Source organism: Kineobactrum sediminis, from assembly GCF_002868715.1.
GTDB classification, from domain to species: Bacteria; Pseudomonadota; Gammaproteobacteria; order Pseudomonadales; family Halieaceae; genus Kineobactrum; species Kineobactrum sediminis.
The window spans coordinates 238,065-262,621 of the sequence record NZ_PKLZ01000001.1 but is presented as its reverse complement, the minus strand read 5'-3'; the positions used below and the strand labels follow the sequence as shown (position 1 = coordinate 262,621).

Here is a 24,557-nt window from a genome sequence, read left to right as displayed (position 1 = left end):
ATGGATAACATGCTGTATGTAAGCATGACCGGTATGAATCGCGTCATGGACGCCCAGGCGGGTAATGCCCAGAATCTGGCGAACGTCAGTACTACGGCGTTCAAGGCCAGCCTGGATAATGCGATCAGCCAGAAAATTGACGGCCCCGGCATTGCCAGCCGCTTCAATGTCCAGACCCGGGACATCGGGCCGGACCTGTCTCCCGGTCCGCTGGTGTCAACCGGGCGCAATCTGGATATCGCCATCCAGGGCGAGGGCTGGCTAGTGGTCCAGGCGCCCGATGGTGGCGAGGCCCTGACCCGTCGCGGTGACCTGCAGGTAGACGCCACTGGCATTGTGCGTACCGGTGACGGTAACCCGTTAATGGGTGAGGGTGGGCCTATTGCGGTCCCTCCCTATTCCCAGCTCACCTTTGGCGGCGACGGCACGGTCTCCATCGTGCCCCTGGGGCAGGGCCCGAATGCCCAGGTGGTGCTGGAACGCATTATGCTGGTGAAGCCGGAGAACGGCACCCTGGAGCGGGGCACGGACGGCCTGTTCCGGGCCCGCGATGGCCAGCTGCCGCCGGCCGATGCGGATGTTCGCGTATTGTCGGGGCACCTCGAAGGCAGCAACGTGAACATGGCGGAGGCGATGGTGGAAATGATTGACCTGGCGCGCCAGTTTGAAATGCAGGTGAAAATGATGCGCCTGGCCAACGACAACGCCGATGTCGCCGCGCAATTGACCACCATGGGCGGTTAAACGCTCACCGTGCGAGTACATGGCATTGTTATTGCTTGGCTCAACACTCAAACAGCGACACTGACAACAAGGGTAGTGGTATGAAGGCATTGTGGATTGCGAAGACCGGGCTCGATGCGCAACAGACGCGCATGGCAACGGTCTCGAACAACCTCGCCAACGTCAATACAACCGGGTTCAAGCGCGGACGCGCGGTATTCGAAGACCTGGTCTACCAGAATATTCGCCAGGCCGGTGGCCAGCAGTCCCAAAGCACTGAAATGCCCTCGGGTCTTTACCTGGGTACCGGGGCACGGGTGGTGGCCACGGAAAAAATGTTTACCCAGGGCTCGCTGGTGCAAACCGAGAACGCCTTTGATATGGCCATCCAGGGTCGCGGCTTCTTCCAGGTGTTGATGCCCGACGGCTCCCAGGCCTACAGTCGCGATGGCTCGTTCCAGATTGACTCCAACGGGCAGCTGGTGACCGCTTCCGGCTACCAGGTACAGCCTGCCATCAATATCCCCAACAACGCCCAGAGTGTAACCGTGGGGGTCGACGGCACGGTGACCGTGCAGTTGCCGGGGCAGGCGGCACCGGTGCAGATCGGCTCGGTGCAAACGGCTGATTTTGTCAATCCCGGTGGCCTGGAGCCACGCGGTGAAAACCTGTTTATCGAGACCGGCGCCAGCGGCCCCGCACTCACCGGAACCCCGGGTGTCAATGGCCTGGGTACCCTCATCCAGGGCATGGTGGAGGGCTCCAACGTCAACACCGTGGAGGAGCTGGTAAACATGATTGAAACCCAGCGCGCCTTTGAGCTGAACTCACGCTCAATACGCACCTCCGACGAAATGCTGCAGTTCATCACCAATAACCTGTAGGGGAGCGCGTAATGTCGGTTGCTGTTTACAGCGCGGGAAGAGGCTTGTGTGCGGTGGCGTTGCTGTTGCTGGTGGCGGGTTGTGCCGGCCCCACGCCCATCCGCGACTGGTCGGCGACGCTGCCTTCGCAACCGCCGATGCCCGAGCCCGCCGCGGCCAATGGCGCCATTTATCAGGCCGCCACCGGGCTGGCACTGTTTGAAGATGTGAAGGCCCGGCGGGTGGGTGACACCCTGATTGTGCAGCTCGCCGAGCGCACCAACGCCGAAACCAGTGCCACGACCAGCACCGGCAAGGGCACGTCATCCAGCATTGCCAACCCGACCCTGTTCGGCGAAGAGTTCACCCGCGGCGATGGGCTACCCCTGTTCCAGAGCTCCCTGGAGTCCTCCCACGATTTCGATGGCGAGGGCGACAGCGCCCAGAGTAATCGGGTGGATGGCAATATCGCGGTCACCGTTTACCAGCGCCTGCCCAATGGCAACCTGGTGGTGCGTGGGGAGAAGTGGATCACCATCAACCAGGGTCGCGAATTCCTGCGGGTAGCCGGTATTGTGCGCCCGGCCGATATCGGCGCCGGCAATTCGGTGCCCTCGTACAAGCTCGCGGACGCCCAGATTGAGTACAGTGGCAAGGGTGCGCTCGCCGACGCCAACCGGCCCGGCTGGCTGAGCCGGTTCTTCCAGTCCCCGATTTTTCCCTTTTGATGGCGCCGGCTATGTACTCTTTTCGTCTGTTGCAAACCCTTTTGCTGAGTGTGCTGCTGTTCGCGAGCGGCCTGTCCTCCGCCCAGACCGAGCGCATCAAGGACCTGGCCTCGGTGGGCGGTGTGCGGGCCAACCAGCTGGTGGGCTATGGCCTGGTGGTGGGCCTGGATTCCTCGGGCGACCAGACCAGCCAGGTGCCGTTTACGGTGCAGTCGCTGAACAATATGCTCAAGCAGTTCGGGATTACGATACCGGACAATGTTAACCCCCAGTTGAACAACGTAGCCGCGGTATCGGTGCACGCCGAGTTGCCCACCTTTCTCAAGCCGGGTACCCGGGTGGATGTCACCGTCAACTCCATCGGTAACGCCAAGAGCCTGCGCGGCGGCAGCCTGCTGATGACGCCCCTGAAGGGCGCCGACGGCAATGTCTACGCCATCGCCCAGGGCAATATGGTGGTCAGCGGCTTTGGTGTTTCCGGCCAGGACGGGTCCAGCATTACCGTGAATATCCCCAGCAGCGGCCGCATTCCCGGCGGTGCCACGGTGGAGCGCGAGGTACCCAGTGCCTTTCTGGACACCGAGTTCCTGCTGTTCAACCTGCACACGCCCAATTTCACCACCGCCCACCGGGTAGCCGAGGCGATCAACAACACCATGGGTGAAATGACCGCGCGACCAGTGGACTCGGTATCCATAGAGGTGCGCACCCCGGCTGACCCATTACAGCGCATCGCCTATTTGTCCGAGCTTGAAAATCTCCAGGTGACCGCGGGTTCCGGCCCGGCCCGGGTGATTATCAATTCCCGCACCGGCACGGTGGTGATCGGCAGCCATGTCCGGGTACTGCCCGCCGCCGTGGCTCACGGGTCGCTGTCGGTGACGATTACCGAGCGCCCCGAGGTCAGCCAGCCCGGCGCCTTTGCCGAGGGCGATACCGCCATTGTGCCGCGCACGGGTATTCAGGTAGAACAGGGTTCCGGGCGCATGTTCCTGTTTGAGGCCGGGGTCTCGCTTAACGAGATCATCCAGGCGGTGAACGAGGTGGGTGCCGCCCCGGGCGACCTGGTCGCGATTATGGAGGCGCTCAAGGAAGTCGGCGCCTTGCGCGCCCAGCTGGTAGTGATCTGAGCATGGCTGCCGGGCCAGTCAATCAGCCGGGCTTTGCGGCCAACGCTGCGGAATTCAGCAGCCTGCGCGCCGCGGCCCGGCGCGATGACCCGGCCGCGGTGCGCGAGGCGGCGGAGCAGTTCGAGGCGCTGCTGGTGCAGACGATGTTCAAGGAAATGCGCGCCGCCAGCAGTAGCGAGGATGACCTGTTCGGCAGCAAGGAGATGGGGACCTATTACGAAATGTTCGACCGCCAGGTGGCACTCGATATGTCCCGCAACGGCGGTATGGGCCTGGCCGATATGCTGGTGCGGCAGCTCACCACCACCCCCGCCCTTGCGCCCGGGGCTGAGCCACAGGCCACGCCGGCTGCCGCCAGTGGGACGGCAGGGCCCGCGCTGCCCCTGGCGGCTGCGCGCGAGCCCATCGCCATTCAAGAAACCCTCGCCCCTGCCGCTATGGAGCTGACAAGAGCCCGGGCGGTACAGGAATACGACACCGCTGAGGCAGGCGCCGGAGCAGATCCGGCACGGGGACGCTAATGGTTGATTTCCTGAATACGTCACTGTCCGGGCTGCAGGCAGCGCAGCGGGCACTGGCCACAACATCCAACAACATCGCCAACGCATCAACTGACGGCTACAGTCGCCAGCGGGTGGATTTTGCCACCCGCCCCGCCGAATTTTTTGGCGGCGGTTTTCTGGGTACCGGCGTACAGGTGGAGGACGTGCGGCGTATCTATGACGGCTTCCTCGCCGGAGAAGTGCGCAGTGGTACCGCCGGCGAGGCCCGGCTGAGCACGTTTTCGGAATTGTCCGGGCGAGTCGGCGACCTGCTCGGGAGTACCAGCGGCGGGTTGTCGGCGGGGCTGCAGGGTTTTTTTGACGCCCTGCAGACGCTGGCCAACGATCCCTCATCCATCCCCGTGCGGCAGACCGTGCTGGGCGAGGCCGATGCCCTGCAGCGTCGGGTGGGTGCGCTAGACACCCAGCTGGAAGCGCTGGGCAACGAAGTGAACAGCCGGGTTGGCAGTTCGGTGGCCACTATCAACAGTTTGGCGGCGTCCATTGCGGATACCAATCGCCAGATTGCGGCTTCCCCCGGCGCTGCCGATGGCCGCCTTCCCAATGACCTGCTGGACCAGCGGGACCGCCTGCTCAGGCAGTTGTCCTCTGAAATTGAAGTGAGCGTGGTGCCGGCTGACACGGGTACCGTAAATGTGTTCGTGGGTAACGGCCAGACCCTGGTGCTGGGCCAGACCGCCACGGAACTGGCCGCCGGTGCCGGTCGTTTTGGTCCCGACCAGTTTGAAGTCTCCATCGGCGGCTCGTCCGTCACCTCGCAACTCGGAGGCGGTACCCTCGGCGGTCTGCTCGATTTCCAGCGCGAGGTGCTGAACCCGGCGCGCAATGATCTCGGTCGCACTGCCGTGGCGCTCGCGGAGGGGATGAACGCAACCCATCGCCAGGGCCTGGACCTGAAGGGTGATTTCGGTGGCGACTTTTTCGCGGTGGGCGGGCCCACCGTCCGGCCTGCCAATGGCAATGCCGGTAACGCTGCCGTTGAGGTGAGAATCGAATCCGCCAATGCGCTGACCGGCGAGGACTACCAGCTGCAGTACGACGGCAGCAATTACGCCCTGGTGAATACCAGCAACAGTGAAGTGGTCACCCTGTCCGGCACCGGTACCGGCGCGGACCCGTTTCGGGCCGAAGGTCTCGCGATTACAGTAACCGGTGCGGCGGCAGCAGGAGATCGCTTTGCAATATTGCCCACCCGCAGCGCCGCCGGCGGCTTCAGTCGCGCGCTCAGTGACCCCGCCGACATTGCCGCCGCCTTCCCCCTGCGCACAGGCGCCGCCCTGGGTAACGTGAGTGCCGCTGCTATCTCCGGTGCTGAAGTGCTCGATGTGAGCAATCCCGATTTGCTGGCTCCGACGACAATCCGTTTTGTGGCGCCGGATACCTACCAGGTGAACGGCGCCAGCGCCTTTGCCTATGCCAGCGGCGATAATATCGATATCAACGGCGCCCGGGTGCAGATCAGCGGGGCCCCCGCTGTCGGTGATGAGTTCACCGTGACCGGCAATACCGGCGGCGTGGGCGATAACCGCAACGCCCAGGCGCTATCGGGCCTGCGCGATACCGGCTTGCTGGAGAACGGGCAGCGCTCGTTGGTGGAGCAGGCCGATACCCTGTTGGCGCGGGTGGGCAGCACCGCGGCGGCGGCGCAAACGGCGCTGGAATCGCAAACGGCACTGCTACAGAACTCCGAGAGCGCACTGCAGTCCGTCAGCGGTGTCAACCTGGAGGAAGAGGCGGCCAGTCTGCTGCGCTTCCAGCAGGCCTTCGAGGCCAACGCCCGGGTAATCCAGACCGCCAATACCACCTTCCAGTCGCTGCTTGCGGCCTTCAGGTAAACGCCATGCGTATTTCCACTCAAATGTTATTCCAGCAGGGCTTGAACGGTATTCTCGAACAGCAGAGCCGCTCCGCGCGCACCCTGGAACAGTTGTCCACCGGCCAACGGGTGAACCGCCCCTCGGATGACCCCGCAGCCGCGGCGCGCATCCAGGAACTGGATCGCGCAGTAGCGCAACAGGGTGTATACGTTGAAAATATCGCCCGTACCGAACAGCGGCTGGCCACGGAAGAAGGTGCCCTGACCTCCGCCAGTACCATTGTCCGCCGGGTACGGGAGCTGGCTGTGCAGGGTGCCTCCGATACCGTGGGTGAAGAGGGCCGCAAGCTCATTGCAACAGAGTTGCGCCAGCGCCTGGATGAAATGGTGGCCATCGGTAACAGCCGCAGTGGCGAGGGCGAGTTCATTTTTGCCGGGGCCCAGAGCCAGACCCCGCCGTTTGCGGCCAGCGCCGGGGTGGTCAGCTATGCCGGCGATAGCGTCCAGCGCGAGCTGATGATCGGGGCCGGTACCACCATGGCCGACGGCGACACCGGCGATAATGTGTTCATGCGTATCCGCGATGGCAACGGTGCGGTGAGTGTTGCACCGGCCGCGGCCAATACCGGCACCGGTGTCAGCATTGTCGGCGCGGGCACGCCCCTTGCCGCGGGTACCTCCTATACCATCCGCTTCACCGGGGCGGATGCCTATGAAGTAGTCGACCAGGATAGCAACACCATTGCCAGTGGCGCCTTTGCAGACGGAGACAATCTCAGTTTCAACGGTATCGGTGTGGTGGTTAACGGCAACCCGGCGGCGGGTGATGAGTTCACCGTGGCCCCGGCGCGGCTGGAAAGTGTGTTCGCCACCATTGATAAACTGGCTGCTGCCTTCGAGGCACCCGCCAACACCGATGCCAGCCGCACCGGCCAGCGCCAGGCCATTGATGATGCCCTGGGCCAGCTCGACCGGGTGGAAAGCCGGCTGCTGGAAGTGCGCGCCGGTGTCGGTGGCCGCCTCAGCACCCTGGCGGACGTGCAGGACACCCAGGAAAGCGTGCGCTTCTCCCTGGAAAAGCTGGTGTCGGAGGTGCGCGACCTGGACTTTGCCGAGGCCGCCAGCCGCCTGCAGCAGGAATTGTTCACGTTGCAGGCCGCGCAGCAGAGCTTTACCCGCATCCAGGGCAACAGCCTGTTCAACTTCATCTGACAGGCAGCGTTGCCGCGGCGTTGGCCGCTGCAACGGTTGCTTGCCGCTCCCGCGCTGCATACCTTTCCACGACCCCCCAAAATTTTTTTCTAAAGTTTCTCTCCCGTGGTCCGCTATCCCTTTCGAAGACGATGTGATCGCTCTTGTTACAGGCAGCCTGTTGCCGGCAAGCGAGATCGGTCAGTCAGCGATAAAAGTGAAAAAAATTCCCGGGAGGAATTACAGATGGCTCAGGTAATCAACAGTAACATTCTGTCGCTGACAGCTCAGCGTAACCTCGACAAATCCCAGGGTGCCCTGGCGACCTCGCTGGAGCGCCTGTCCTCCGGTTTGCGCATCAACAGCGCCAAGGACGACGCCGCCGGCCTCGCGATCTCCGAGCGTTTCAGCACCCAGATTCGCGGCTTGAACCAGGCCATCCGTAATGCCAATGACGGCATCTCCCTGTCCCAGACAGCGGAAGGCGCCCTCGGCGAAGTCTCCGCCAACCTGCAGCGTATTCGCGAGCTGGCCGTACAGTCGGTCAACGCCACCAACTCCGACACCGACCGCGCCACCCTCGACCAGGAAGTGCAGCAGCGTTTGCAGGAAATTGACCGCATCGGCAGCCAGACCTCGTTCAACGGCCGCAACGTACTGGATGGCAGCTTTGGTAGCGCCCTGTTCCAGGTGGGTGCCAACGTGGGTGAAACCATTGGCCTCGACCTGAACACCAGTGTGCGGACCGACAGTGTAGGCGCCACAGCCACAGCGACCTCGGTGGATCTGAGTACTTTGATTTCGCCGGCAGAGGATGCGGTGCCAACGACCAGCGCTGCGCTCAGTTTCAGCACGATATCCACCGGCGCTACTGATGGTGACGATGTCACCATTGCAGTTGGTGGCGTGACCTTGGCTACTGCAGCGGCAGCTGGTGGTAGTGGCGCCGTTTCCATAACCGCGGCAGATATCGACACCGCCCTTGCCGGTACGGAGGGTACTACTCTTGCGACTGCTGGAATCACGTTTACGGGTACTGCGGCCGGTGGTGATCTGGTCTTTTCGAAGGCTGACGGCACGGATTTTGATATTGCTGTCACCAGCAGCCAGGGTACGCCTACAGGTGGCGGCAGTAGCGCTCTTGATACTGTCGGAACAACTACGGTCGACAATGGCTCCGAAGCCGTTGCAGCAAACACCCTGGTCATTAACGATGACCTTAACATTCAGTTTGGCGATAACGACGCCATCGCTGTCGGCAACGGCACATATGAAACTGCGCAGTCCTTCGTTGACGCAGTCAACTCCGCGTTGGGCAGCAACGGCACCGCTTTTCTGGACAGTGACACGAATGTCCTGAGTGTGACATCCGGCGAAGCCGTCACGGTGAGTGGCGGCCAGGCGGCTACCGTGTTTACCGCCACCGAATTCGCTACTTCGGGCAGCCTTGATGATGTCGACGTGCTGACGGTAGATGGCGCGAACGCCACCATTCAGCGGATTGATGCAGCACTCACCTCAGCCAGTGACCTGCGCAGCACCTTTGGTGCGATCCAGAACCGGTTTGAGTCCACCATCGCCAACCTGAGCGGCACCTCCGAGAACCTGAGCGCCTCGCGGAGCCGGATCCTCGATGCCGACTTTGCGGCGGAAACCGCGGCCCTTACCCGGGCACAGATTCTGCAGCAGGCCGGTATCTCGGTACTGTCCCAGGCCAATACCCAGCCCCAGAACGTGCTGGCGCTTCTCAACTAGCGCGTGGCACAACATCAGCGCTTTAGCGAAAAGGGGCCTGGTGGCAACACCAGGCCCCTTTTCGCCTTGAGAGACTGGATTTATCATGGATAACACGATTTCCGGTAGTCAGCTCCAGAACCGGGTCGCCCCGGAAGCCCGTCCCCTATCGGCCCCGCGGCCTGTCACAACCCCCACCGATAATAGTGGGCCGCCCGTGGCGGTGGCGCCGCCTCCTGAACCGGGGGCGGTCACAGCCGAGACCGGGGAGAAACTGCGGGAATCCCTGGAGGCGCTCAGTGAGCGCCTGAACGAATTCGTGCAGGACAATAGCCGGGAGCTGGAGTTCATGGTCAGCGAGGAGGCCAGCAGGATCGTGATCCTGGTGCGACAATCGGAAACCGGCGAGGTATTGCGTACCATTCCCCCGGAGGAGGCAATGACCCTGGCCGAAAACCTTCGACAAGGTGGGGCGGCGTTGTTTTCCCAGCAGGCATGACCTGGGCATAGTTCTTGCTTTAAAACCTGAAGTAAGGAAGCAGATAAGCAGGAAACCGTAATGCGGGCAAAGGGAGTAATCTAGACGTGGCAACTATCCAATCACTGGGCGTGGGTTCCGGGCTCGATCTCGACAGCCTGGTCAGGCAGCTGGTCACCGCGGAACGCGAGCCCACCGAGCTGCGGCTGGCGCGCAACGAGGCCCGGTTTCAGTCGCAATTGTCCGCCCTGGGCAGCGTCAAGGGGGCACTGTCAGCCCTGCGCGACAGCAGTAACGCACTGGCCGGCGGCAGCAACCTGGGTGGGCGCACCGCAACCAGCAGTGAACCGGAGTTTTTTACCGCAACCGCGGCCGCCGGTACCGCCACCGGTAATTTCAGTGTGGAAGTGGTCTCCCTGGCCGCCGCGAACAAAGTCACCTCGGGCGCGTTTACCGACGCCGACGCAACAATCGGCACCGGTACCCTCACCCTGGGGGTTGGCGACAAGAGCTTCAGCCTGGTGCTGGAGGAGGGCGCCAACAGCCTGACGGATATCCGCAATGCCATTAACAATGCCGCCGACAACCCGGGTATTTCCGCCTCCATCCTCAATGAGGACGGCGGCAGCCGGTTGATTCTCACCGCCCGTGATACCGGCGCGGCCAATACCATTACCGCCAGCGCCGGTGGTGGCGATGGCGGCCTTGCGGCGCTGACGGGCTTGACCGAATTGACCGCCGCGGCAGACGCCGTGATCAAGGTGGATACCTTCCAGTTTTCCAGCCCCGACAACAAGGTGGACGGGGTGATAGAAGGCCTCACCCTCGACCTGGTGGCGGCAGAGCCCGGTACCCTGACCACGGTGACCATTGCCGAGGATCGTTCCGCGACGGTAGCCGCCGTGCAGAGCCTGGTGGATCGTCTTAATGCCGTGACCGGAGTCAACAACCGGGTGGCCTCGTTCAATGCCGATTCCGGGCAGGCGGGACCGCTGCTGGGCGACGCCACCCTGCGCGGCGTCAACAGCCGCATCCAGCAGTTGCTGGGTAGTCAGGTGGGTGCTTCGGGTGATCCCTTCAACAGTTTGCCGGCGCTGGGTGTTCGCACCAATGACGCGGGCCTTCTGGAGCTGGATGTCAATGCGTTGAATACGGCGCTGGACCAGCGCCCCAACGTGTTGAACGAAGTGCTGGGGGGGGAGCGTGGCATTGCCACCGCCCTGGGATCATATCTCGATGGCGTGCTGGGGAGCAGCAGCCTGATCAGCAATCGGGAGGATGGGCTGCGCTCGCAGCTGGAGGGTATTACCGCGCAGCGGGAAAGCCTGGATGTGCGTATCGCCAGCCTGGAGGCGCGTTATGTGGCGCAATTCTCTGCCCTCGACGGCCTGGTTGCGCAGCTCACCCAAACCGGTAATTTCCTGGACCAGGCGCTGGGCAACCTGCCCGGTCCTATTCAGCGTGGTCGCTAAAGTCCGTGCAGTTACCGCCGCTAACCCGGAGTGAACCCGAGCAACCGAGAGTAATCCGATGAATGAAATGGTCAGCGCCTACCGGTCAGGCAATGTCGCCCGCGCCGAATATGCCAGCCCCCACCAGTTGGTCACCATGCTGTTCGAGGGTGCCCTGGAGCGCCTGGCCCGGGCCATTGGCCATACGGAACGTGGTGATGTTGCGGCCAAGGGCGAATGCCTGGGCCGGGTCGTATTGATTCTGGATAACCTCCAGGCGAGTCTGGACGCAGGTGCCGGTGACGGTGCCATTGCCGGTAACCTCGATGATCTCTACGATTACATGATGCGGCGCCTGACCGAAGCCAACCTGCGCAATGATGTGACCATGATGACGGAAGTGCAGCAGTTGCTGTTGCCGTTGGCGGAGGCCTGGAAAGCGATTGCACCCGGCCAGGCAGAAGGTTCCGCAAGTGCCTCCGAAGAGGGACATGGCGGCATGGCGCCCGTGCACGCATGAGCCTGGATGCCGGCAGAATGCGCGCCGATGTTACCGGGACGGGCGTGTCCGCGGTAACGGCGCAGATGAGCGGTGTGGTTGCGCTGGGCGTCAGTATTCGGCAGCATATCGAGCAGGCTGACCTGGAAGGTGCCGGCGAGCTGGCGGCGGAGCGCCATCGGTGTTTGGTGGCGCTGTTTGATGTGCCTGATACCGCAGACGAGTCATTATCCTCCTGGCTGCAGGAAATCCTGCGCGAGGACCAGAGCCTGCTGCAGGCCCTGGCCGAACTGCGCGGGAAAATGGAGCTGGAACTGGGTGCAACCCGCCGCTCTGCGCGCGGCGCTCGGGAATACGCCGCGGTGGCCGAAAATCGCGGCCGCTAGGCACCGCGGAGAGCCAACGTCATGCTGAACTACAGCGACCGTTTACCCCTGGACTGGTCACCCGGTCTCACTGCCAATGCCGGCGACACCCAGCGCGCCGCGACCAACCTCTATGTGCTCGAAGCGGTCGCCGCGATTGAAGAGCAATCCCGCGACCGACTGGTGGAAGACCAGGCCGAACTGCACCAGGAGCTGCACCGGCTGGATGCCAAAGTCCAGTTATTGCTGGATATGGTGGCCAGGCTGCTGCGCAGTCACGACCGGCTGCCCCGGGAGCACCTGGTGCGGGTCGCTGTGGACGCAATTGATGTTTGTACCCAGGCTGAAATTGCCGTGGGCGATGAAGGTACGCTGTCGCTGCATCTGCATCCGGCAATCCCCGCCGCGCTGATTCTGGAAGGCCGTTTTACCGCGGAGTCCGAAGATGTCGATGGGCGCTGGCTGCGGTTTGAACTTGTGCCTCTGGCGGGACTCGAGGCCGAGGCCATGTCCCGTCATGTATTCCGTCACCACCGGCGCAGTATCGCCGCGGCCCGACAGGCGTCGATTTCCTGACGTGGGTCAGGGCAAAGTCTGGACACATCGGTTTATTAGTCAAATAAATGGCTTTTTTCCGTTTAAGCGGGTGATCCATGGCCCGGCTCGCGTTATCATGAACGTCCAGTCATCCAGTGAGAGTTTTTTGGTTTGAATGTTTCAGCAGAAGATGTGGCCCAAGACATTGCCAGCGCTGATGAGCGACCCAGCGACAGCGTAGCTGCCCGGGCGGACCGTCTGCCAAAGGCGGCGCAGCTGGTCGGTAATTCTGCTGCCCTGCGGGGCGTGCAGCGCCTCATAGAGCAGGTCGCCTCGTTCGATGACACCAACGTGCTGGTGTTGGGGGAATCCGGTACCGGCAAGGAATTGGTGGCCCAGGCAGTGCATGCGTTATCCTCGCGCAGGAACAAGCCTTTTGTGCCCATCAACTGCGGTGCGATACCGGCAGAGCTGCTTGAAAGCGAGTTGTTTGGCCATGAAAAGGGCGCTTTTACCGGTGCGCTGGCCAGGCGTCGCGGTCGTTTCGAACTCGCTGAAGGTGGCACCCTGTTCCTCGACGAGATCGGCGATATGCCGGTAGCGATGCAGGTGAAGCTGCTGCGGGTCCTGCAGGAGCGTTCTTTTGAGCGTGTCGGTGGTACCCAGACTGTGGCGTGTAATGTGCGCGTTATAGCGGCAACTCACCGTAACATTGAAAACCGTATTGAAGAGGGCCTGTTCCGCGAAGACCTCTACTATCGCCTTAACGTCTTTCCCATTGAAATTCCGCCTTTACGTGAACGCCTGGCGGATTTGCCCATGTTGATAGAGCACTTCCAGACCCACAATAAGGCACGGGGTGTGGCGCAGATCAGCTTTTCGCCCGCGGCCCTGGCCGCTCTTCAGGGCCATGACTGTCCCTGGTCCGGCAATGTGCGTGAGCTTGGTAACCTGGTGGAGCGTCTGGCGATCATCCAGGAGGGCCGCCAGGTGCAGATTCACGATCTGCCGGCCCGTTATCGTCAGGGTAGCGAACACCTTGTGGAAGCTCAGCAGGCGCCCTCAGCCGACCTGCTTGCTGCCCCGGTACCTTTTCAGGCGAGCGCCCTGCCGACCCTGCCCGTCAGCGGTGTTAACCTGAAAAAATACCTGGCGGATGTCGAGGTTTCACTGGTTCAGCAGGCATTGTTGCGAAGCAGCGGAGTGGTCGCGCATGGGGCCAAATTGCTGGGACTGCGACGCACAACCCTGGTAGAAAAAATGAAAAAGTACGGCATCGATTCCTCGCAAAAATAGTGCTCCGCCAGCCTCTGGTACGGTTCTTGCTTTAACACTGGGTACAGGACCAGTGTGAGAGGAGAAGGGTGCCGCATGGATGACCAGGGCGACCAGCTTGAAAATACCTTCAGTGCCTTTAACCGGCTTTCGGAAGAGCTGTCTGCGGCCTATACCACGCTGGCCGGGCGCGCGGTAAAACTTGAGCAGGAGCTCGCGCGTTCGCGCCGGGAAAAAGAACGTCAGCAAATCGAAAAAGAGTGCCTTGCGGATCGCCTGGCAGCATTGCTGGATTCCCTGCCCGGCGGGGTTGTTGTGTTCGACAATGCCGGGCGGGTCACCGAAAGCAATGCGCCGGCGCGAGAATGGCTGGGGGATAACCCTGAGGGTCGGGCCTGGAACTCACTCCTGGACCAGCAGCTCGTAGAGGTGCTGGATGAGGGCCGCGAGCTGCAAATCGGCGGCGCAGTGCAGCTCACCCTGTCCCGGCGCTATCTGCCGGGTCGCGGCGAAACCATTATTCTGCTCACCGATGTAACGGAACAGAGACAGCTGCAGCGTGAGCTGGAGCAAAATCGCCGGCTCGCGACCATGGGTGAAATGGCGGCCAGGGTGGCGCACCAGATTCGCACCCCGCTTTCCACCGCCATGCTATACGCCAACCATTTGACTGACCAGCCACTGCCCGCCGAGCAACGTCAGCAATTTGGCGCCAACCTGCTGGCACGACTGCGGGACCTGGATCGAATGACCCGGGACATGCTTGGCTTCGTTCGTGGTGGCACGGCTGAAACGCAGCCGTTTTCTGTTGCGACCCTACTCGACATTGTGCGCCAAAGCCTCGCTGGATTAGTGAGCGAAGGCTATGACCTGTGCATCGAAGAGCACGGCGGCAGGACCGCGCATAGCCGTAACCTCGGTGCCGCGATTATTCGTGGTGATGCCCAGGCGCTGTCCGGGGCTCTGTGCAACCTGGTTGAAAACGCCTTTCAGGTGGGCGGCAAAACGGTCACCGTGGCGTTATCGGCGCACATCGTTGAGGCTGCTGCGGTGGAGTTGTGTATTGATGACAACGGTCCCGGTATTAGCCCCGAGTTATGCGAGCGGGTGTTTGAGCCTTTCTTTTCCGGACGCACCGGCGGCACTGGGCTGGGGTTGCCGGTAGCGCGCTCGGTGGCGGAAGTACACGGCGGTTCGTTGCGGCTTGAGCCACGCCGCGACAGACAGGGGGCCCGCTTTGTCTTGCGCCTCCCGCTGGCACTCAAAAGCCAGCCACCGCATTGCCTCCCGGCACTGGCTGGGGAGGTGTTGTGAGCGGGTTTTGCGTGCGGCTGGTGGAAGACGATGCGGATCTGCGCCAGGCTCTCAACGATACCCTGGCGATCGGTGGTTTTACCGTCATCGCGGTTGACGACCCGTGCAAAGCCCTGGATGTTCTCGCCCGGCAGCCAATATCGCTGGTGCTGTCAGACATACAGATGGAACCCTGGAGCGGCCTGGAATTGCTGGCCCGTATCCGCCGGCAATACCGCGATATACCGGTCGTATTGATGACCGCCTTCGGCACCGTGCCACAGGCAGTGGAAGCCATTCGCCAGGGGGCGATGGACTATCGCGTCAAACCCGTGGAAGCGCAGGATCTGCTGGGTCTGGTGAGTCGCTTCCGCGATCGGCCCTCATCGTCTCGCGAACTGGTGGCGGTCGACCGTCGCAGCCTTGAATTGAAAACCATTGCCGGCAAAGTCGCGCGAGCGGATATCAGCGTACTGCTCACCGGACCCAGTGGCAGTGGCAAGGAAGTGTTTGCGCGCTACATTCACGATGTATCCGAGCGTGCACCGTATCCGTTTGTGGCGGTGAACTGTGCCGCGATTCCCGACCAGATGCTGGAAGCCGAGTTGTTCGGCCACGAAAAGGGTGCCTTTACCGGCGCCGTACGTACTCGGCTGGGCAAGTTTGAGGCGGCGGAAGGGGGCACCCTGTTACTGGATGAGATTTCCGAGATGGACCTGGGGTTGCAGGCGAAGCTGTTGCGGGTGCTGCAGGAGCGCGAACTGGAGCGGTTGGGCGGCAACCGGCTGATTCGCCTGGATGTGCGGGTAATCGCCACCACCAACAGGGACCTTGCGGCTGCTGTTGCCGCCGGCCGGTTTCGGGAAGACCTGTACTACCGGCTCAACGTGTTTCCCCTGCAGTTACCTTCGCTGCGCGAGCGTCCGGGGGATATCGAGCCGCTGGCGAAACGCGCCCTGGCCATGCATTTCCGCGGCGTTGGCGCGGGGCCAGCACTGACCCGGCCGGCGCTGGACCGCCTGCAGCAGCACGACTGGCCGGGCAATGTGCGTGAGCTGGAAAATGTCATTCAGCGCGCCCTCGTGCTGGCGCCCGCATCCGCTGAGTTGAGTGCCGATGACCTGTTTTTCGAGGGCCCGCCAGCGAGCGCCGCGGCCGCGGCGCCGCCCGACGCCGGCACCTTGCAGGCTGCCCTTGAAGATCGCGAGTCCAACGCGATTGTCGCGGTGTTGCGTGAGGAGGGCGGGCATCGCGGGCGCGCCGCGGAGCGCCTGGGCATCAGCCCACGTACCCTGCGCTATAAATTGACCCGTATCCGCAACAGCGGCATTACGATTCCCGGTGACGCTGGCACGAAGTTTGCTGCTGCCGGGCAATAACCCATGATTCAACCTGTACCGCAATGCAGTGCCTCAGGAGGACCGGTATGAGCGACATGACTATCCAGCAGGTGCTGACCCAGATGCGTCAGTTGAAAATTGAGGCCGGTGCTGAAGTGCAGGCCACGGAAGGCAGCGGCAAACCGGGGTTTGCCGAATTGCTCAACCGTTCCATTGAGCAGGTGAGCGACAACCAGCAGGCGTCCGGACAAATGAGTGCCGCCTTTGAACGCGGCGATCCCGGTGTGGATCTTGCCAGTGTGATGATAGCGGGGCAGAAATCGCGTATCTCATTTGAAGCCATGATGCAGGTACGCAATCGCCTGGTGGAAGCGTATCGCGAAATCCAGAACATGCCCATTTAACCGACCGAGTAACTGAGGATATCCGTCTATGGCGGCGCAGGATGTTTCGCTGGCCAATTCCCGAGAGACACTGATCGACCAGGTGCCCGGTCTGCGGCAGTTGTTGTTACTGGTGGGTATTGCCGGTGCCGTTGCCATAGGTGTCTGGGTGGTGCTGTGGTCCCAGGACGACGCCTACAGTGCATTATTTACCAACCTTGCGGATCGCGATGCGATGGAGATCGTGCAGGTGCTGGAATCGTCGGGCATTCCCCACCGCTATGAGTCCGGTGCCGGTGTGGTCATGGTGCCTGCGGGCCAGGTGCACACCGCCCGTTTGCAGTTGGCCTCACAGAGCCTGCCCAACAGTGCCGGGGTGGGATTTGAAATGCTCAATGAGAGCAACGGCATTTCCGATAGCCAGTTTATCGAGACCGCGCGCTACCAGCGCGCGCTCGAAGTGGAGCTGCAACGCACCATCGCCAGTATTAACGCCATAGGCAGCGCCCGGGTACATCTGGCGGTGCCCAGGCAAACCGTATTTGTTCGCAACCGTGCCCAGCCGGGTGCGTCGGTACTGGTTAATCTCTACCCCGGCCGTCGGCTCGAGCCTGCGCAGGTAGCCAGTATTGTCAATCTGGTGGCGTCGTCGGTCACCGATATGGAGCGCTCACAGGTTACCGTGGTTGACCAGAATGGCAATCTGTTGTCGGTTGACCCTGATGCAGAGGCCGAGGGCAATCGCAACAGCAGTGCGGTCGAGCGCCAGGGGCAGCGGATTGAAGAGCGACTCAAGCTGCGTATTGAAGAATTGCTGACGCCCATTGTCGGCAGCAACAATACCATGGCGCAGGTGGCCGTAAGCCTCAATCCCGAGACCCTGGAAGAGACCCAGGAGCTTTACGACCCAGACAACCAGGTGGTGCGCAGCGAGCAGAATAGCGCCGACCCCGCTGCCGGTTTGCAGGCGGCGCGCGGGATTCCCGGTGCACTCGCCAATCAGCCACCGGTGGCTGCAGCGGAGCCCGCAGCAGGTACAGAGGGCGCAGTAGCAGAAGATCTCGCCGACCCGCCCCTGTCCACACGCAGTCTGCGCAATTATGAGATTGGCCGCACAGTGCGCTATATCCAGGCCCCGATGGGCTCGATCCGCCGACTGAACGTCGCTGTGGTACTGAACCAGCGCACCCGGCTGAATGATGCGGGTGAGACGGAGTCGGTGCCTTATGCTGTGGAAGAGCTGGCCGAGCTCACCGAACTGGTGCGCCAGGCCGTTGGCTTTGAAGAGGCGCGCGGCGATGCGGTGACCGTAATCGGTGCCGATTTCCTGCTGGGGCCCGAGCGAGAGCAGCCCGATCTCCCGGAACCCTCGTTTCTTGACCAGTTCAACCCGATGGAGTCATTGCGCATCCTGGTTGCGGTTATTGTGGTGTTGCTGCTGATTTTCACTATTATCAGGCCCACGCTGCGGCAGCTGCTGACCTTGCCACCGCGCACTGTGATGTTACCCTCAATGGTGCCGCGGGGGCTGCCGCCGGGCGAGGATACGGCTGGCGGTCCGGGTGACAGCGGTGGTTCGGCCGCTGCCGGTCGCGCTGGCGCTGGTCCGGCACCACCCAGTGGCAACCAGGAATTTGAACAGCGGGTATCAAATGCAAAAGCAGTGGTTAACCAGGACCCCAAGCGGGTTGCGCAGGTAGTGCGGGATTGGGTGAACGAGGGTGAGTGACGCTAAAAACCCCGGCGGTGACGCTATCTCCGGTGCCGATCGCGCGGCAATCCTGCTGATGTCCCTGGGCGAAAAGGAAGCCTCTACCGTGCTGCAATTGATGGGCGCACGGGAAGTGCAGAAAATCGGTAATTCGATGGCATCCATGAGCGGGGTCTCCAGGGACCAGGTCAGCCAGGTGCTGGACTCGTTCCTGACCGCAGCGGACCAGAAAACATCGCTGGGGATGGGGTCTGACGATTATGTGCGCCGGGTCATGCAGGAGGCCCTGGGCGACAAGGCCTCAAACATGATCGACCGGATATTGCTGGGCCGTGACAGCAAGGGTCTGGAGTCCTTGAAGTGGATGGATCCGCGCAGTGTGGCCGAAATGATTCGCCAGGAGCACCCGCAGATTATCGCGATTGTGCTGGCTTACCTGGACAGTGACCAGGCCGCCGAGATTCTGGGCTTTCTTCCCGAGCGCGCGCGGGCCGATGTGATCATGCGTATCGCCACACTGGACGGGATTCCACCCTCGGCCCTGAGCGAGCTCGACGATGTCATTCAAAAACAGTCCACGGGCAGCGAGAACGTCAAGTCTTCCAGCGTGGGCGGCGTGCGCACCGCCGCGGAAATCCTCAACCTGGTTGACGGCCAGACCGAACAGAGTGTGCTGGAGGCGATGAGGGAGTCCGACGCCAGCCTGAGCCAGCAAATCCAGGACCAGATGTTCGTGTTTGAGAACCTGCTCGACATAGATGACCGCGGCATCCAGGTGATTCTGCGCGAGGTGCAAAATGACGTGCTGGTTGTCGCCCTGAAGGGATCGGACCAGTCGGTGAAGGATAAAATACTGAAAAACATGTCCAGGCGCGCCGCAGAGATGCTCAACGAAGACATGGAAGCCAAGGGACCGGTGCGGGTGGCCGATGTTGAGGCGGCACAGAAGGAAATCCTGGTGGCGGTGCGCAGCCTTGCCGATCAGGGCCAGATTGAGCTGGGCGGCAAGGGCGAGGAATATGTCTGATATTCTTCCGCGTGAGAACCTGACGGACATGGATCGATGGGAATTCGGGGACGTGACGGCGGAAAAACCGCCGAAACCGGCTGACCCCAAAACATCGGGAGGTTACCTTCATAGTGCCCGGGCACTGGAGGCCTTGCAAAAGCAGGCCCACGACGAGGCCTATGCCCGTGGGCTGGAGGAGGGCCGCGCTGCCGGCAGGGCGGAGATGATCCGCAAGGGTGCCGCCGTTGAGGCTTTGCTGGGCTCAATGCTACAGCCCCTGAAGGACATAGATGCCGAAGTAGAAGATGAGCTGGTTCAGTTAACACTGGCAGTCGCCAGGCAGGTGCTGCATCGCGAATTGTTGCTGGCTCCCGAGCAGGTCATTGCCGCAGTACGCGAAGCCATGGCCGAGTTACCCTCAAACAGTCGCGAGATTCGCCTGTTGCTGCACCCGCAGGACGCGGCCCTGGTCCGCGAGGCAATTCCCGTACCTGCCGGTCCCGCCGGCTGGCGAATAGAGGAGGATCCGGGTATCGCCCGCGGTGGCTGCAAAGTGTTCAGTGCCAATACCCTGGTGGACGCAACACTGGACTCCAGGATGCAGGCCGTCGCCGCCCGCGTGCTTGGGGGTGACCACTTTGATAACGCCGCCCCGACAGTGCCGCTCTCTGTTGAAAGGTTCACGTGACCGCGCGCAGCAGCGCCTGGGCCGCCGCGCTACAGTCGCGTCGGGAAGCGGCGGTTCCGGGAATCACGTTGTGGGCGTCAGGGCGCCTGCGACGGGTGGTGGGCCTGACCCTCGAGGCTGTCGGGGTAGAGGCGGCCCTGGGTGATCGCTGCTGGGTGATACTGGACGACGGACGCAGGCTGGAAGCGGAAGTTGTCGGTTTTGCAGACGACAGCCTCTACCTCATGCCGGTAGAGGAGGTGCGCGGCCTGTCACCCCGTGCGCGGGTGGTAGCCGCGGGCAAAACCCTCGATGCCCCGGTTGGCTGGGGGTTGCTGGGACGGGTTATCGATGGCGCCGGGCAGCCGCTGGACAGCCAGGGGCCGCTGCAGGTGAATGCCCGTGCCCCACTGATGGGGCAGCTGATGAACCCCCTGAACCGACGCCCGATTGACGAACCTCTGGATGTGGGTGTGCGGTCCATCAATGCGTTATTAACCGTGGGTCGAGGCCAGCGCCTGGGCTTGTTTGCCGGTTCCGGGGTGGGCAAATCCACCCTGCTTGGAATGATGACACGCTACACCAACGCCGATGTCGTGGTGGTTGGCCTGATTGGGGAGCGTGGTCGTGAAGTCAGTGATTTCATTACCAATACCCTGGGAGCTGAGGGCTTGCGGCGTGCAGTGGTGGTGGCCACCCCCGCCGACCAGGCACCCCTGATGCGGATGCGCGGTGCCTGGCTGGCCACAACCATTGCCGAGTATTTCCGCGACCAGGGCCTTAAGGTGTTGCTATTGATGGATTCACTGACCCGTTTTGCCCAGGCCCGACGGGAAATCGCGCTCGCTGTGGGCGAGCCGCCGGCGACCAAGGGTTATCCGCCCTCGGTATTTACCAGCTTGCCGGCCCTGGTCGAGCGCGCGGGCACCAGCACCTCGGGTGCCGGTTCAATCACGGCATTCTATACCGTACTGGTTGAAGGGGATGATACCAACGACCCTATTGCCGACGCCGCTCGTGCTATTCTCGATGGCCATATCGTATTGTCCAGGAGCCTGGCGGAAGAAGGTGTCTATCCCGCGATTGATGTCGAAGCATCGGTAAGCCGGGTCATGACTGACATTACCCCGGAGGAGCATCAGTCCCGGGCCCGACGCTTCCGGCAAGTATTTGCCGCGTACCGGCAAAACGAGGATCTGATTGCGGTGGGTGCCTATCGGAAAGGCAATGATCCGCGCATTGACGAGGCGGTGGCCATGCGACCGGCAATGCTCGATTTCCTGCGCCAGGGCAGCACGCAGCCGATGAACCTGGAGCGTAGCCTGGGGGCGCTCGGTACGCTGCTGGAGAATAGCGGTGCGGCCGAAAAAACTGGCATGTGAATTGCTTTGTAATGGAGAGGGCAGGACGACAATAAGGGTTCAGGCGTCATGAAACGTTCAGATCGATTGAAGCAGGTTGCCGGCCACATGAGCGAAGAGCGCGATGTGGCATCGCGCAAGCTGGTCGAGTTACGTGCGGAGATGGACCAGGCCGAGCAACAACTGCAGGGATTGAAGCAGTATCTGGCCTCTTACCAGGCGGAGCTGGAACAGATTCAGCAAGAGGGGGTCAGCTCGGCCAGGCTGCAGAACTATACGGCTTTCCTGGGGCAGCTACATGAAGCGCTCCAGCAGCAGGAACGTAAGACACGCAATGCCCGATTGATGTTTGAGCGACAAATGGATGTCTGGTACCAGGCGCGTACTCACGTGCGCGCGGTTGAGAAAGCGGCGGATCGCAGGGCTGTGGTCGAGTTGCATAGCGCTGACAAATCCGAGCAGCGACTACAGGATGATCTCAGCCTGTATCGTCTGGCAGCCGCCAAAAGGTGAGCGCATTAGCGACGATTTCAGCCGCGCCCGCTGCGGTCGGTGGCGCGCGTTCCGGGCAGTCCTCTGTTGAGGGAGGGCCCTCAAAAGCTGAAACCGGCCCCCTCTTCAGCGATGTGCTCGGTGGCCGGCCCAGCCCAACTTCCGGTCCAGCTGAGAGCGCGCCGCCGGCAGAGCAGAGCGGACTGGCACCCGAGCAGGAGATCGCCGAGGAGCCTGTGGCAGACGATGCAGGTACCGCGGAGCTGAAGGAAACCCTGGCGTTGCTGCAGGGCGCTGGCAATGAAATCGAACTTCCCGACGCGCTGGCGAACGCAGAGCCAATAATGCCGACTCTGCCCACGGCGGTGCCCGCGCTCGTCCAGGGGACACTGCAGGCTACCCAACAGTTATCCGTGAATGAAGCAGACTCCTTGCAGCAGTACATGGCGACGTTACGCCAGGCCCCGGCGGCCGCTGTGACGGGTTCTGAAACCGCCGCGGCGAATACAAACTCCAGTCTGTTCGAACTGCTGCAGAACATGGCCGCCGGTAAGGTGCCGCCGGCCCTGGCCGACAGTGTGGCCGGCGGATCTCGCGGCGATGGTGCCACACCCTTGTACGCGTTGGTTGCGGGCCAGCCGGCGGGTGCCACCGCCGCTGCCGCCAATCCCGCTTTACCGCTACCGGCCGCGGATGCGCAAGCGGCATTCGAGCAGACCCTGGATCGGGTGGCCTGGATGGCACGTGAAGGGCTGCAGCAGGCACGATTACAGTTACAACCGGCCCATCTCGGGCGTATCGATATTGTGCTCGATATGGAGGGCACTGAGGCCCGTCTCCACATGGCTTCCCAGCAGCCCCTGGTGCGCGACGCACTGGAGGCGCTGTTACCGCGTTTGCGTGACGCCCTGGCGGAACAGGGCATTCAACTTGCCGATGCCTCCGTCGCCGATTCCGGCAGGCAAACGGCGGAACACGATTCGAGTCGTGATTCCGGCACAATCGCTTCAGCAGACACGGCTGACGCGGCGGCTTCCGAAGGTCTCGAGCTGCAAAGCGCCAAAATGCAGTCGGTCGGGTTACTGGACCTTTACGTCTAGATCTTCAGGCTCCCGGGCTGCGCCTTCGATAGCCCTCCCCGGAGAGCTCCGGGGATACTGCGTCAGCTCATTGTCACTCTTCCCTGCAAATCACCTTTAACGTCAAAAAGATGGCGTGTTGCGACTGTCTTTTTCCTGTTGCAGGTCTATGCCGGCGCACGCCAGCCCCCTGTCCCGCGCAATAAGGGGTTGGCATGTGAATTGCAAAGACGGTGGTATGATGTGGCGGTTTTTTTACATCCACACGCGAGGCACAGGGTACACATGGCAGATCCCAACGAGATTGATGACGACATAGTGGTTGGTAAGGCAGCAGCCGCTTCACCCGGGGTAGGTAAATTACTGGTGGTTAGTCTGCTGGTGAGCCTGCTGATGTCTGCCGGGGTAGGTGCCGGCGTTTATTTCCTGTTAAAAACAGAGGACGGCGACACCGCTGAGGTGGTCGCGGGCGAAGATTCGGTAAAAGAAGAAAAAGCCAAAGGCCCCCCGATTTACCACAAGATGGCCGAGCCCTTCATCGTCAACCTGTCGACACCGGGCACCCGTTTTCTGCAGGTTACCGTCGAGTTGATGACGCGTAACACTGACGTCGTGAATGCCGTAGAAAAACACGATCCCCTCATACGTAACAATCTGTTAATGCTGCTGTCGTCCCAGTCGCCGGAATCGATTGCCACGGTTGAGGGCAAGGAAAGCCTGCGCCAGGAAGCGCTGGCCGAAATCAGGCGTGTACTGAAAAATCTGGCGGAACCCGCCGGGGTTGAAGACCTGTATTTCACATCGCTCGTTGTTCAGTAAGGCGGAGCCCGTATGAGCCAGCAGGATATTCTGTCACAGGACGAAATTGACGCACTGCTTTATGGTGTGGATTCCGGTGATGTGGAGTCCAATGGGGGTACCGCTGTTGAGGGCGAAGTGCAATCCTTTGACCTCTCCAGCCAGGACCGTATTGTTCGCGGTCGCCTCCCGACCCTGGAGATGATCAACGAGCGCTTCGCGCGTTATTTGCGGCTGGGCCTGTTCAATATGCTGCGCCGGACTGCAGAGATTTCCGTGACGGCAGTGGACATGGTCAAGTTCCAGGACTACATGCGTACCCTGCCACTACCCACCAGTCTCAATATTGTCTCGGTACCGCCGTTGCGCGGCACCAGCCTGCTGGTACTGGATGCGCGTCTTATTTTTGCCGTGGTGGACAGTTATTTTGGTGGCGATGGCAGCTTTTACGCACGTATTGAGGGTCGCGAGTTCACCCCGGTGGAGTCGCGGATTATCGAGCGGCTGCGTGCGCTAATCTTCAATGATCTGAAAGAGGCCTGGAAGCCGGTAATGGATGTTGATTTTTCATTTCACAATATGGAAATCAATCCCCAGTTTGCCAATATCGTCAGCCCTTCCGAGCTTGTTGTTGTCAGCCGTTTTGAGATTGAACTGGGGGGCGCTACCGGTGAGGTGCATTTCACGATTCCCTATTCTTCCATCGAGCCCATTCGGGAAGCACTGGATTCCGGTATGGCCTCGGACCGGATGGAGAAGGATGAGCGCTGGATGCTTGCCCTTCGCGACGAGATCCAGGACGCGGAGGTAGACGTCAGCGTCGTGCTCTGTCGCAAGCGGATTACGGTGAGGGATCTTGTGCGCATGCGCCCGGGCGATGTCATTCCGCTGGATATTCCCGACGCTGCCACCGTCTATGTCGAAAAAGTCCCGTTGTTTGAAGGACCGGTCGGACTGTCGAAAAACAAGTATGCCGTAAAGATCTCCAAACGGCTTGTGCGCAGCGTCAAAAACTAACAGGCAAGTAAAAAGGACAGGCAAAGTGGCAAACGATAACCAGGACCAGGGTGC

At 61.7% G+C, this 24,557-nt stretch carries 25 protein-coding genes; all 25 read left to right on the top strand.

Annotated features, from left to right (window positions below; all coding sequences use genetic code 11):
• The 25 genes from CWI75_RS01155 (at position 1) to fliM (ending at position 24,503) form a co-directional block, all read left to right on the top strand.
• A complete protein-coding gene (locus CWI75_RS01155) occupies positions 1-744 on the top strand; it encodes a flagellar basal body rod protein FlgF (protein WP_101519627.1) in 744 nt (247 codons plus the stop codon).
• An 80-nt stretch (positions 745-824) separates the two neighbouring features.
• Entirely contained in the window at positions 825-1,607 is a 783-nt protein-coding gene (gene flgG / locus CWI75_RS01150) for a flagellar basal-body rod protein FlgG (RefSeq protein WP_101519626.1), read from the top strand.
• Positions 1,608-1,618: 11 nt separating this feature from the next.
• Complete coding sequence (flgH, locus tag CWI75_RS01145) at positions 1,619-2,314, top strand: flagellar basal body L-ring protein FlgH (RefSeq protein ID WP_101519625.1); 696 nt, start codon at positions 1,619-1,621, stop codon at positions 2,312-2,314.
• An 11-nt stretch (positions 2,315-2,325) separates the two neighbouring features.
• Positions 2,326-3,444: a flagellar basal body P-ring protein FlgI gene (locus tag CWI75_RS01140; protein ID WP_206604599.1), complete on the top strand. Its 1,119-nt coding sequence runs from the start codon at positions 2,326-2,328 to the stop codon at positions 3,442-3,444.
• Between the two features lie 2 nt (positions 3,445-3,446).
• Positions 3,447-3,965, top strand: a complete 519-nt coding sequence (locus CWI75_RS01135) for a rod-binding protein (protein ID WP_101519623.1) — start codon at positions 3,447-3,449, stop codon at positions 3,963-3,965.
• Entirely contained in the window at positions 3,965-5,842 is a 1,878-nt protein-coding gene (gene flgK / locus CWI75_RS01130; protein ID WP_101519622.1) for a flagellar hook-associated protein FlgK, read from the top strand. Before CWI75_RS01135 ends, flgK begins: the two co-directional genes overlap by 1 nt.
• Positions 5,843-5,847: 5 nt before the next feature.
• Positions 5,848-7,035, top strand: a complete 1,188-nt coding sequence (flgL, locus tag CWI75_RS01125; protein ID WP_101519621.1) for a flagellar hook-associated protein FlgL — start codon at positions 5,848-5,850, stop codon at positions 7,033-7,035.
• Between the two features lie 225 nt (positions 7,036-7,260).
• Positions 7,261-8,769 carry a flagellin N-terminal helical domain-containing protein gene (locus CWI75_RS18785; RefSeq protein WP_101519620.1) on the top strand — a complete coding sequence of 503 codons (1,509 nt, stop codon included), beginning with the start codon at positions 7,261-7,263 and terminating at the stop codon, positions 8,767-8,769.
• Between the two features lie 85 nt (positions 8,770-8,854).
• Positions 8,855-9,247, top strand: coding sequence for a flagellar protein FlaG (locus tag CWI75_RS01115; RefSeq protein WP_101519619.1), 393 nt, complete (start codon positions 8,855-8,857; stop codon positions 9,245-9,247).
• Between the two features lie 86 nt (positions 9,248-9,333).
• Positions 9,334-10,698, top strand: coding sequence for a flagellar filament capping protein FliD (fliD, locus tag CWI75_RS01110; protein ID WP_101519618.1), 1,365 nt, complete (start codon positions 9,334-9,336; stop codon positions 10,696-10,698).
• Positions 10,699-10,756: 58 nt separating this feature from the next.
• Positions 10,757-11,197 carry a flagellar export chaperone FliS gene (gene fliS, locus CWI75_RS01105; protein ID WP_206604596.1) on the top strand — a complete coding sequence of 147 codons (441 nt, stop codon included), beginning with the start codon at positions 10,757-10,759 and terminating at the stop codon, positions 11,195-11,197.
• Positions 11,194-11,562, top strand: a complete 369-nt coding sequence (fliT, locus tag CWI75_RS01100; RefSeq protein WP_101519617.1) for a flagellar protein FliT — start codon at positions 11,194-11,196, stop codon at positions 11,560-11,562. Before fliS ends, fliT begins: the two co-directional genes overlap by 4 nt.
• A gap of 21 nt (positions 11,563-11,583) precedes the next feature.
• Complete coding sequence (locus CWI75_RS01095) at positions 11,584-12,117, top strand: PilZ domain-containing protein (protein ID WP_101519616.1); 534 nt, start codon at positions 11,584-11,586, stop codon at positions 12,115-12,117.
• Positions 12,118-12,270: 153 nt separating this feature from the next.
• Positions 12,271-13,374, top strand: coding sequence for a sigma-54 interaction domain-containing protein (locus CWI75_RS01090; RefSeq protein WP_241521032.1), 1,104 nt, complete (start codon positions 12,271-12,273; stop codon positions 13,372-13,374).
• 75 nt (positions 13,375-13,449) lie between these two features.
• On the top strand, positions 13,450-14,667 hold the full coding sequence (locus tag CWI75_RS01085) for a sensor histidine kinase (RefSeq protein WP_101519614.1): 1,218 nt from the start codon (positions 13,450-13,452) through the stop codon (positions 14,665-14,667).
• Positions 14,664-16,025, top strand: coding sequence for a sigma-54-dependent transcriptional regulator (locus CWI75_RS01080; protein WP_101519613.1), 1,362 nt, complete (start codon positions 14,664-14,666; stop codon positions 16,023-16,025). The genes CWI75_RS01085 and CWI75_RS01080 overlap by 4 nt, the downstream gene beginning before the upstream one ends.
• 47 nt (positions 16,026-16,072) lie before the next feature.
• Complete coding sequence (gene fliE / locus CWI75_RS01075; RefSeq protein ID WP_101519612.1) at positions 16,073-16,390, top strand: flagellar hook-basal body complex protein FliE; 318 nt, start codon at positions 16,073-16,075, stop codon at positions 16,388-16,390.
• Positions 16,391-16,418: 28 nt separating this feature from the next.
• The gene (gene fliF, locus CWI75_RS01070; RefSeq protein WP_101519611.1) at positions 16,419-18,098 is read left to right on the top strand and encodes a flagellar basal-body MS-ring/collar protein FliF; all 1,680 of its coding nucleotides are present in this window, start codon (positions 16,419-16,421) and stop codon (positions 18,096-18,098) included.
• Entirely contained in the window at positions 18,091-19,107 is a 1,017-nt protein-coding gene (gene fliG / locus CWI75_RS01065) for a flagellar motor switch protein FliG (protein ID WP_277621754.1), read from the top strand. The genes fliF and fliG overlap by 8 nt, the downstream gene beginning before the upstream one ends.
• Entirely contained in the window at positions 19,100-19,777 is a 678-nt protein-coding gene (locus tag CWI75_RS01060) for a flagellar assembly protein FliH (RefSeq protein WP_162299960.1), read from the top strand. Before fliG ends, CWI75_RS01060 begins: the two co-directional genes overlap by 8 nt.
• A gap of 62 nt (positions 19,778-19,839) precedes the next feature.
• The gene (fliI, locus tag CWI75_RS01055; protein ID WP_175580187.1) at positions 19,840-21,138 is read left to right on the top strand and encodes a flagellar protein export ATPase FliI; all 1,299 of its coding nucleotides are present in this window, start codon (positions 19,840-19,842) and stop codon (positions 21,136-21,138) included.
• A 48-nt stretch (positions 21,139-21,186) separates the two neighbouring features.
• Positions 21,187-21,630, top strand: coding sequence for a flagellar export protein FliJ (gene fliJ / locus CWI75_RS01050; RefSeq protein ID WP_101519608.1), 444 nt, complete (start codon positions 21,187-21,189; stop codon positions 21,628-21,630).
• Positions 21,627-22,709, top strand: a complete 1,083-nt coding sequence (locus CWI75_RS01045) for a flagellar hook-length control protein FliK (RefSeq protein ID WP_101519607.1) — start codon at positions 21,627-21,629, stop codon at positions 22,707-22,709. The genes fliJ and CWI75_RS01045 overlap by 4 nt, the downstream gene beginning before the upstream one ends.
• Before the next feature lie 264 nt (positions 22,710-22,973).
• Positions 22,974-23,507, top strand: a complete 534-nt coding sequence (locus tag CWI75_RS01040) for a flagellar basal body-associated FliL family protein (RefSeq protein ID WP_101519606.1) — start codon at positions 22,974-22,976, stop codon at positions 23,505-23,507.
• 12 nt (positions 23,508-23,519) lie between these two features.
• Complete coding sequence (gene fliM, locus CWI75_RS01035; RefSeq protein ID WP_101519605.1) at positions 23,520-24,503, top strand: flagellar motor switch protein FliM; 984 nt, start codon at positions 23,520-23,522, stop codon at positions 24,501-24,503.
• The last annotated feature ends 54 nt before the right edge of the window (positions 24,504-24,557 follow it).